At 38.6% G+C, this 11,729-nt stretch carries 3 protein-coding genes; all 3 read left to right on the top strand.

What is annotated here, in order from left to right:
- Positions 1-5 precede the first annotated feature (5 nt).
- A complete protein-coding gene (locus OLM61_RS20780; RefSeq protein ID WP_264524494.1) occupies positions 6-1,124 on the top strand; it encodes a VOC family protein in 1,119 nt (372 codons plus the stop codon).
- 5 nt (positions 1,125-1,129) lie between these two features.
- The gene (locus OLM61_RS20775) at positions 1,130-2,506 is read left to right on the top strand and encodes an FAD-binding oxidoreductase (protein WP_264524493.1); all 1,377 of its coding nucleotides are present in this window, start codon (positions 1,130-1,132) and stop codon (positions 2,504-2,506) included.
- A 271-nt stretch (positions 2,507-2,777) separates the two neighbouring features.
- Positions 2,778-11,717 carry a non-ribosomal peptide synthetase gene (locus OLM61_RS20770; RefSeq protein ID WP_264524492.1) on the top strand — a complete coding sequence of 2,980 codons (8,940 nt, stop codon included), beginning with the start codon at positions 2,778-2,780 and terminating at the stop codon, positions 11,715-11,717.
- The last annotated feature ends 12 nt before the right edge of the window (positions 11,718-11,729 follow it).

Below are 11,729 nucleotides of genomic sequence, written 5' to 3'. Positions count from 1 at the left end.
TAAAAATGGAAAACAACAATGAAATTATCGTATCTGATTTTTTTAATATGGAGTATGATTTTGTCGAGTATTACGTAGGTATGGCCAAGATGGTCGTATTCTGGCACGTGAAAGCATTAGGTTTTGAAGTTATCGCTTATGCGGGGCCGGAAACGGGTGTTTTAGACAGATGTTCGTACTATATCGTTAAAAATGATATCAAACTGGTGATCACTTCTGCATCACAGCCCAGCTCTTACAAAATAGTTTCGTTTGTTGACCTTCATGGAAACGGTATCAAGCGAATGGCCATAAACGTTGATAATGTGAAGGACTTTTTTGCAAGAGCTATGAAAAACGGAGCGATACCGGTAGAGCATCCGCATTTAACATCGGATGAAAATGGTTTTGTAGAACAGGCGTCTTTAAAAATGTTTGATGACAACGAAATCGTATTGGTCAACTATGACAATTACAACGGAGATTTTCTTCCGGGATATAAAAACGTACAGAGCGAATGGAATTTTGAAGGAGAAGATACCGGCTTGCAAAAAATTGACCATGTGGCCTGTGCTTTAAGACTTAATGAAATCAATCTTTGGGAAAAGTATTTTAACAACATCTTCCTTTCGAAAACGGTAGTCGAATTTGACGAAAGAAAAGTGAAAGGCGAAAAGAAAATCGGGATGTTATTGAAAGTGCTACAATCGGGTAACAAAAGCATCAATAACGTTTTGGTTGAACCGGAACATGGGGTAAAAAACCAGGTACAATTGTTTATCGATCAAAACTACGGAACAGGGATACAGCATATCGCTTTTGAATCCAACAACATCATTAAATCGGTGAAAGCACTGAGAGAGTCTGGTGTGAAATTTACCAGATACCCGGATTCTTACTACGAAAAACTAGCAGCAAAATATCCTGAATTGGATGTAGAACCATTAAAAAAGCACGGAATCTTATGTGATGTTTTGGAAGGAGCCTTACTCTTCCAGATCTTCACCACTCCGATAGGCGACAGAGCTACATTTTTTTATGAAATTGTACAAAGAGTTAATGATTATCAGGGATTTGGCTTAGACAACATCTATGCGCTGTTTGAAGCAATGGAAGAAGAATTAACGCTTTCAAATAAAATATAATCCCGATGACAGGTTGCCAGACAGATATTATAAATGCTATAATTCAGATAGTGGGACGTGAGTATGTACTCACCAATGCTGAACGATTATACAATTATTCCAGAGACTGTACTTCTGATGAAGAGAAAATACCTTCGGCAGTAATCCTTCCGAAAGACGAAAAAGAGATTTCAAAAATCCTTAAAATCTGTAATGAAACAAAGACCAGTATCACCGTGAGAGGCGGTGGTACAGGAGTCAGCAGAGGTGCATTGTCTGAAACGAATGGTCTGATACTTTCGCTGGAACGTTTAAATAAAATTATCGAAATCAATAAAATAGACAGGACTGTTACAGCAGAGTCAGGAGTCATCACTCAGGATTTACGTACTGCGGTATTAAACGAAGGTTTGAATTTTCCGCAAAACATCAGCAGTGCCAATGCCTGTTTTATTGGCGGTAATATAGCCGTATCTAGTGGCAGCCCAAAATCATTGAAATACGGCACGACTAAAGATTACGTAATCAATCTTGAAATTGTTTTGCCCGACGGAACCATTATTTGGACAGGAAAAAATGTAACTAAAAACGCAACCGGTTATAACCTGACCCAACTGTTTACCGGAAGCGAAGGAACGCTGGGTATCATTACCAAAGTAGTCTTAAAATTAGTCCCTCCTGCAAAAGAACTGCTTTTGATGATTCCTTTTTCTAAAATAGAAAAGCTGTTTGAATGCGTGCAGCAATTTTTTGCAAAAGGATATGAGGCTTCAAGTATCGAATTTATTGACCAGACCGGAGTAAAGCTGGCTTCGGAATTTCTCGATAAAAAACAATGGAATCACGAGACTACTAAAGGTCTTTTATGGATCGAACTGGAAGGAACCGCTTCCGATAAACTAATGGAACAAGCCATTCAGATTAGCGAATTTATCGCGGACTATACCCAGGAAGAAATCAGTATGGCAGATACCCAAAATGGCGTGAAAGCGTTATGGGAAATGCGCTCTAAAGTGGGAGAAGCCGTCATACATCACGTGTTTTTTAGAGACATAGACATTGTGGTACCCCGTTCTAAAATTGATGAAATGTACCGCTCAATTGCCGGGATTGCAAAAAAGTATGATTTCGAATACACCGTTTTTGGACATGTAGGCAATGGAAATTTTCATGTAAATATTTTTCAAGACAAACAAACCAGTAAAAAAGAGTGGGAAGATCAGCTGGCGATTTGGGTGAAAGCCATTTTCTTAAAAGCGCTGGAACTGGGAGGCACAATATCAGGAGAGCACGGCATAGGAAAAATTAACCTTCCCTATTTAGAAGAAGCCATGTCGCACCACCATATCAATATCATGAAGGATATCAAGGCATTATTTGATAAAAATAGTATAATCAATTAAGTCGCTGGGAATGAGATAATGAGATAATGAGATAATGAGATAATGAGATAATGAGGAAATGTGAAAATGTGAAATGTGAAACGCATTAGCTCAATACAGAAAAACTATGTTTCTATGTGTTTAACAATCGTCACAAAAAGAAAAATCTGCCAGATCTGCACAATCTGCGAGAGAAAAACACACCCCAATACAGATTAATAAAATTCAATCCACACCTAACCAAATATCAATCATACGCAATACAAATTAGTTTAAACCAAAAAACATAATTATGGGCTACGAATTATTTACAAAGCTGAAAAAACTTAAAGTTACCGTAAAAGTAATCAACAATAATCTTGATGTTAAAGCTCCAAAAGGCGTTTTAAATGAAGCACTACTAAATGAAATTAAATCAAAAAAGGAAGAATTAATTGAGCTGGTTAATAAATATGCGAAAGATCAGGATCATGAAAACAATTCTATTCCCGCTGCGCCCAAAAGTGAACATTACCCGTTATCTTCTTCTCAGCTCAGGCTGTGGGTACTAAGCCAGATTGATAAAGCAAATTTCTCTTATAATATTCCCGGGATTCAGGTTATTGATGAAGCATTGGATGCTGTTGCTTTTATGTTGGCTATTCGTGATTTGATTCATCGTCACGAGGTTTTAAGAACCGTTTTCAAGGCAGTAGAAGAGGAAGAAGTCCGACAGTTTGTAATCGCTCCCGAAGATTTTGAATTCCCTTTTCAGCAAATCGACGTCGATAGTGATGAGGATAAACTAAATGAAATACTGATTGGGGTAAACAACACCATTTTTGATCTTGAAAAAGGGCCGTTATTCAAAGGAGTTCTTATAAAAATTACCGACACCAAATTTGTGTTTGCCTACAACATGCACCATATTATCAGCGATGGCTGGTCTATTGGGATCATGATTAAGGAACTGCTTAAAAACTATGACGCCAGAAGAAAGGGCGAAACAGCTTTGAGCACCCCTTTACAAATTCAGTACAAAGACTATGCTGTATGGCAGCAAAAACAATTAGCAGCTGAGGTTTTTAATAAAGAAAAAAATTACTGGCTGACAAATCTTGAAGGCGAGCTGCCTGTTCTTTCTCATTTTGGAGACCACCCGCGTCCAGCGATTATGAGTTATAACGGAAATGTCATCCAACAGGATATACCGGCTGCTTTATACCAAAAATTAAAATCCTTTTGTAAAGAAGGAGAGGGAACTTTGTTTACAGGTTGTCTCAGTTTGATAAATGTACTATTGCATAAATATACCGCACAGGAGGATTTTATCGTAGGAAGTCCGGTATCGGGCAGAACACACAAAGATATGGCCGACCAGATTGGGTTTTATGTCAACACGCTGGCACTTAGAACACAGTTTGGACCAGCGAATTCTTTTGAAGAGATTTTTCAGAAAAATAAAAGCATAACATTAAACGCAATTGAAAATCAGAATTATCCTTTTGATGAATTAGTGAATCATCTGAACCTGAAGAGAGACCTTAGTCGTAGTGCGTTATTTGATGTGATGATTGACATTCAGAATGAATATCAGAACGAAGAGGAGAATGCAGCGTTGTCGTATAATGATTTGCTGAACGGAGGAGTGAGTAAATACGATTTAACCTTCACCTTTATAGAAAAAGCAGGAGCATTAACGGTTGAATTAGAATACAACACCGATATTTTTACCGGAGCAACAGCTTTGGATTTTCTAAAAGATTTAGAAAACACTTTGGCGGCAGTGGTTCAGAATCCTGCTGAAGAAATTGGTTTTCTTCCATTGAAAGTGAGCAGAAAAGCAGCACCTTCTCAAATACAATCCTCTGAGGTAACGATTTCAGATGAGGAGATCACCTACACCTATCCTTCAACTCCGCTTGAAAAAGCATTAGCCGGATTGTGGGAAGAGGTTTTAGGAATCTCACACATCAGCATGGAAGACAATTTCTTCGATTTGGGTGGACACAGTTTAAAAGCTTCCAAACTCATTAGTAAAATCCATAAAGAATTCCGTGTAAAACTTCAGCTAAAAGACCTGTTTATCCACACCAGTTTAGCGGGGCAATACGAGCTGATCGCCAAAGAACAACAGGTGGATTATAAAGAAATTCCGGTATTGGAGAAACAAAATGGGTACCCGCTTTCGGTGATGCAGCGTCGTTTGTGGATCTTGAGTCAGCAGCAGGAGGCCAATATTGCTTACAACATGTCGGGAGCTTATGTTTTTGAAGGAGAACTCGATATAAATGCTTTAGAAACTGCGTTTTTGCAGTTAATCGAACGTCATGAAATTTTACGTACCAGTTTTAAAGAAAACGATCAAAAAGAAGTACTGCAGTATGTCATCGCACCCGAAGACACCTTTTTTACGATTAAAAATATAGACCTGAGCAACACAGACGAATCGGTACTCGAAAAGCATCTGTTCGAAGACTTGTCGGCTCCTTTTGATTTGTCTGCAGGGACATTGTTAAAAGCCAGTATCTACAAACAATCCGAAAAGCGTTGGGTATTTAGCACTGTAATCCACCACATCATTAGCGATGCCTGGTCGATCGAAATAATTGTAAAGGAGTTGTTACAGCTCTACAACAGCCTTGTAACCGGGGTTCCGTCAGAATTAAGTGAGTTGCCGATTCAATACAAAGACTATTCGTCCTGGCAGCTTACAGAGCTTAGTGGTTTCAGATTGGAACTGCATAAAGCCTATTGGCTCGAACAGTTTAAAGGCGATTTACCTACTTTAGATTTATCAGGAGGAAAACAGCGTCCGTTTATAAAAACATACAATGGGGGAGTACACCATACCTTAATTTCTGAAACGCTGACAAACAAATTTAAGGAACTTCTGAAAACACAGGAAGCCACCTTATTTATGGGATTGTTAAGTGCCGTTAATGTTTTATTTTACCACTACACCCATCAGGAAGATATTGTAATTGGAAGTCCTATTGCGGGCAGAGACCACGCCGATTTAGAAAATCAAATTGGTTTTTACGTGAACACTTTAGCCCTAAGAACGAATTTTTCGAAAGAAGACAGTTTTAATGACATCGTATCCAATGTAAAAAAAGTGGTTCTCGGAGCACACGAACACCAGTTGTATCCTTTTGATGACCTCGTTTCGTCTTTAAATATTCCGAGGGATATGAGCCGTAATCCGTTGTTTGATGTGCAGGTTATTGTTCAAAACCAACAAGGATCTGGTTCCAAAGGGATGGAGAATTTATCGGTAAACGAATATCAGGGAAAATTACCGGATTCGAGTGTATTCGATTTGGTTTTTAACTTTACAGAAGCACCTCAGGGCTTAGCCACCAGCATTATTTACAACAGCGATGTATTTGATTCCCAAAGAATAGAACAATTCGGAAATCATCTGGAACAGTTATTAACAGCAGTATTAGAAAATACTAACCAGCCGATACTGGAATTAAAATGGTTATTAAAAGAAGAACAACAGCATTTGCTTCAATTTAATGCAGAAACTTTTAGCTATGACCAATCGAAGACCGTTGTAGAAATGATAAAAGAGCAGACAGAAAAAAATCCGGAAGCCACAGCAATATCTTTTGAAGGAAAACAATTAAGTTACCTTGAACTGAATGAGCGTTCCAATCAGCTGGCCCATTTTTTACTGGAAGAATATCAACTGAAGTCAAATGATTTTGTTGGAATTATGCTCGATCGTTCCGAATCTGTATTTATTGGAATTTTAGCAATATTAAAAGCAGGAGCCGCTTACGTGCCTATAGATCCTGATTACCCGGTTTCCCGAAAAGAGTACATCCTCAAAGACACCAATGTAAAAGTATTGCTCACCCAATCCGATTATTTATTTGACCTGTCCTATTATGAGGGGGGAATATTTGCAATGGATGTACAGCTGGACAGCTTGACCAATCCGGTAACGACTCCTGAAACAACTGTTTTACCGGAGCATTTGGCTTACATCATTTACACTTCGGGTTCTACAGGAAATCCAAAAGGAGTTATGGTAACACACGGTAACTTGCAGCATTCGTTGGCCCCAAGAAGCAACACCTATTCGCCAATAAAAAGCTTCTTATTACTGTCCTCTGTCGCGTTTGACAGTTCAGTAGCGGGAATCTTCAGCACATTGACCACCGGAGGTACATTGTGTATCACGAGTACTTCGGACATTGCCAATGTAAATTTCATCGCCGACCTTATCGCAACCGAAAAAGTAAGCCATTTATTGACGGTTCCTTCTTACTATAAATTGTTATTGAAAGCCTTGTCAGACAAAGAAGCTTCTTTAGAGCAAGTTACCGTAGCCGGTGAAACCTGCCCGATAAGTTTGATCGAAGAGCATTTTAACAGCCCTATAGGAAAATCGGGTTGCGATTTGTTTAACGAGTACGGTCCAACGGAATGCTCGGTTTGGAGTAGCGTTCACAAATATGAAGAAGGAAAACCGGTAACAGCGACGATCGGAAAACCAATTGCCAACACCCATATTTATATTTTAAATGAAAAAGAAGAACTGGTACCGCTTGGTGTTATTGGCGAATTACACATTGGAGGGAATGGAGTTACCAAAGGATATTTAAACAATCCTGAACTGACTCAGCAAAAATTTGTAAAAGACCCATTTAACCCAGCTGGTTTGATGTATAAAACAGGCGATTTGGGCAGATGGAATTCAGCCGGAGAGATCGAATTTTTAGGTCGAAAAGACAATCAGGTAAAAGTAAGAGGATATCGTATCGAATTGGGCGAAATACAATATGCTGTTGAACAGTACCAGTTTGTAGAAGCTGCAGTTATTTTAACAAAAGAAAATAAAGCAGGTGATAACGAACTGTACGCTTATTTGTTAGCCGATGAAACCTTAAACCTTTCAGATCTCAAAAACTATTTAAAAAATATAGTACCGGCTTATGCTGTACCGGCTCATTTTGTTACAGTTGCTGCATTTCCACAAACACCAAATGGAAAAATAGATACTAAGGCTTTACTCGAAATTGGAGATGCCGAAAGCAGAATCGGAGAAGAATATGTAGCGCCGCAAACCGAACAGGAGATAACCTTAGTAAAGATCTGGGAAACCGTTCTGGACAAAAAGAAAATAGGCGTAAAAGATCGCTTTTTTGATTTAGGAGGCGACTCGATCAAAGTACTAAAGATTGTCAATGGCATTTACAACGAAATGCAATTAGAAATTACCATTTCCGACGTTTATACTAACGATTGCATTGCTCAGTTATCGGATTTTATAACAAATAACAGAACATCAATTGCCGTAAAAAAAGCAGCAGTTGCAGGAGTAAAAGATCAGGCCAGACAATCGATGGATTGGATCAGAAACAGCGTTTTAGAATCTTTAAACGAAAGTGAGGCTGATAGAGTAGAAGACGTTTACCCAATGAGTGATATTCAGAAAGGAATGATCTACGAGTCGTTGAAATACGAAGGAGCAAGCGTGTATCACGATCAAATGATTAACTCCAGACAATTTCAGGATTTTGACATTACGGTTTTCAGACAGGCGATGCAATTGATGACCGAAAAGCATGAAATTCTTAGAACGGCATTTAATTTACACGATTACGATCAGGAAGTTCAAATCGTATACAAACAGGTTGAACTGCCTGTTTTTTATCAGCATTTGTCGCATTTGGGATCTTTAAAAGAACAGGAAAAAGTCATTGCAGACTTCCTTCAGTCAGAACTGCTGAACCCATTTGATGTAAGCCAGGCACCATTGTTTAGAATGGCTGCTTTTAATATAGGCAACGACACCATTGTTTTTGTTTCTCAATGTCATCATGCGATTATAGACGGCTGGAGCGATTCGTTATTATTGACCGAGATTAATAATGTGTACCTTAAACTAATCGATACCCCTTCGTTTAAACCGGCTAAATTAAGATCGAGCCACAAAGATTATATTCTTTATCAGCTCGAAGACAAACGAAAAGAAGAGATTACCACATTTTGGTCGAATGAATTAAACGACTATAACAGGGTGAACTTATTTACCGAAAAAGAAGTAGAAGATTTTAAACTGTTTGGTTTTGAGAAAGAAACGTTATCAAAGATCGATGCTTTAAAAACAGCCTATGGCATCCGATTAAAAGAGCTGGCTTTGAGCGCTTTAATTTACACCATAAAACTATACACCTATGGCAATGATATCACAATTGGTTTAGTCGTAAACACCAGACCCGCTCTGCCGGATTCCGATGAAATGTTAGGCTGTTTTCTAAATACGATCCCTTTCAGACTGGAAGTGGACAGAACCATAAGCGGCGAAAATTTACTGTTGTTAGTAAAGCAAAAACTTGTTGAAGTAAGTAATTTTTCCGATATGAGTTTGGCCAATATCGCTGCGGTGAACAATGAAATTAAAGGTACGAACAACCCATTCTTTGATATCATCTTCAATTATGTCGACTTTTACTCTTATGATGCTTTAGAAGAACAGCTGAAGGAGCAAAAAGCATCGAATTTAGGCAATCAGGAATTGGTATTAAACGGAAAAGGAGCGACCAATACCTATCTTGATTTTACCGTTAACAATACCAATAATGCAGCCTTATTTGATTTTGCCCAAACCAGAGAACTGATCAATAAAATTGAACTGTCTGAAATCGAGTCGGTTTACAAAAAAGTTTTCAAACACCTTGTGGAGCATCCGGAAGTCTCTTTAAAAGAACTGGATCACTTATCCAATTCGGAAAAAGAAAGCTATTTAACTCAAAACGAGGGTAAATCAATAGCCGAAAACAACAAGCAAACCGTATTAGAATTGTTTGCGGAGCAGGTAGCGCTAAATCCTCATTATCCGGCATTGTACCATAATGGTCTAAACATTAGTTATGCAGAACTCGATCAAAAGTCAAATCAGCTAGGACATTATCTAAGAAAACAAGGAATAGGTAATGAAGATTTTGTAGCGATATTAATTGATCGTTCTGTCGAAATGCTCATTTCAATTTTTGGGATCATAAAAGCCGGAGCAGCCTACGTTCCTTTAGACGAGGGGTATCCACAGCAAAGAATTGATTTTATCTTAAAAGATACAGCAGCCAAAGCCCTGCTTTCCAAACAGGCTGTTTTAGAAAACTTTTCTCAGGAATCTTTTCCAAGAACTATTGTAATGGATAAAGAATGGGACAGCATTGCCGAAGAAAGTACAGCGAAAACCGACGCCAATCTTACGCCAAACTCTTTAATATACAGTATTTACACCTCCGGAACAACTGGAAATCCAAAAGGAGTTTTTATCGAACATAAAGGAGTGGTCAATCTTGCAAAATCATTAATCAAAAGATATAACATACAGAAAGAAGAGAAGATTTTAGCTTTTTCCAATTATGTCTTTGATGCTTCGGTAGAACAAATTTTTGTGGCATTGGCAAGCGGAGCCACTTTGGTGTTATGTGATAAAGAAGACCTGTTGGACAATGAAAAATTTGCAGAGCTTTTGATGCAAAAAGAAATTACACATATCGATGTAACACCAACGTATCTGGAAAATGTAATCCCTAATAAGTACCATTTAAACAGAGTTGTGGTTGGAGGTGAAGAATGTTCCATAAACCTAGCCAGAAAATGGGCCGCTCACACTGACTTCTACAACTCTTATGGGCCTACCGAAACCACCGTGTCTTCGACTATTTATGCCTACGACAAAGAGAACGATAAAGAGCTGAACCGTCTGCCAATCGGAAGTCCGATTGAGAACACAGCCATTTACATTTTAGACAGCGCTTCGCAATTAGTAAAAACAGGAGTTGTTGGTGAAATGTTTATCGGAGGAATAGGCGTTTCGAGAGGATACATCAATCAGGAAACACTCACCAAAGAACGTTTTGTTCCTAATCCTTTTGCAAAAGGGGAGACTTTATACAAGACAGGTGATTTATGCTGCTGGCTGCCGGATGGTAACATTCAGTTTTTTGGCAGAGCCGACGATCAGGTAAAAATTAGAGGTTACCGAATTGAATTGGGCGAAATTGAAAATGCATTTCTTCAGCAAAAAATAACAACTTCGGTTGCGGTACTGGCTAAGACAAACAAATTAGGAGAAAAAGAAGTCGTGGCGTATCTGGTTCCGGACGAACATTTTGACGTAAGAAACATCAGAACCAAACTAAAAAGTGTTTTGCCTTACTTCATGATCCCGTCGTATTTTATTCCTGTAGAAGAAATTCCGCTCACAAAAAGCAGAAAAGTAGACCGAAACAAATTGTTAGCCATAGAAATACACAAAACGGATGTTATCAGATCGCTTGTTGCTCCGGAAAACGAAACCGAAAACACAATCCTTCAGATCTGGCAGGACATTTTAGAAAAAAAGGAAATCAGTGTGCTGGACAACTTTTTTGAAATTGGCGGATACAGCCTTAAAGCGATTAAGCTACAGTCTATGTTAAGAAGAAAACTAGGGTTGGAAATTTCGATCAAAGACCTTTACAATGCGCCAACCATCAGAGAACTGGCTCAGGGTAAAAAAACAGCAGCGTCTGCATTGATCGATTTACACGTGGGCAATCATCCAAACACCATTTATTTTATACCACCAATTCTGGGTAATTCGATTTTGTATCATCCTTTGGCAAAAGCACTAAGCAGCCATTTTAACTCAATAGGACTGCAATACAAAGGATTGGAACCTCAGGAAAAATTTTGCCAGTCTATTGAAGAAATGGCCGGCTATTTCAGCGAAGAAATTAAAAAACGTCAGAGCAATCAGCCGTTTGTGATTCTGGGGTATTCAATGGGTGCCGCAATTGCCTTTGAAGTAGTCAAAGAACTCGAAAAACAGTACGATGCCATCGAATTAGTTTTGGTAGACAGACCGATTTCGATCATCGGACTCCAGGACAACGAGGAAGATATTGATGCACAGGCCGATTGGCTGCTTAAGGAATATCAGAAGATTACAGGCTTGAGCACAGACCAGAAAGCGAGTGTTTTATCTTTTCTGAAAAACAATTTGCTCCTTGACAACCAATACAGCCTTCAGGGGAAAATTTCGAGTGCGATACATGTCCTTGAATCGGGTGAAAACGAATTGAGAAGTAACATGCACAATTGGAAAGAGTATACAACTGGCGAATTAACGCATCATTACCTGTCGGGTACACACTGGGAAGCCTTTAGCGAGAAAAATTTTGACAAGTATGTTGAAATCTTCAAAAATAGCATTCAGAAAACAAGCATAGAAACCAACTAAAAATCGTAAAAC

The sequence above is a fragment of the Flavobacterium sp. N502536 genome (assembly GCF_025947345.1).
Classification (GTDB): Bacteria; Bacteroidota; Bacteroidia; order Flavobacteriales; family Flavobacteriaceae; genus Flavobacterium.
Note: the sequence above shows the minus strand (reverse complement) of the source record. Positions and strands in the feature narration are given on the sequence as shown.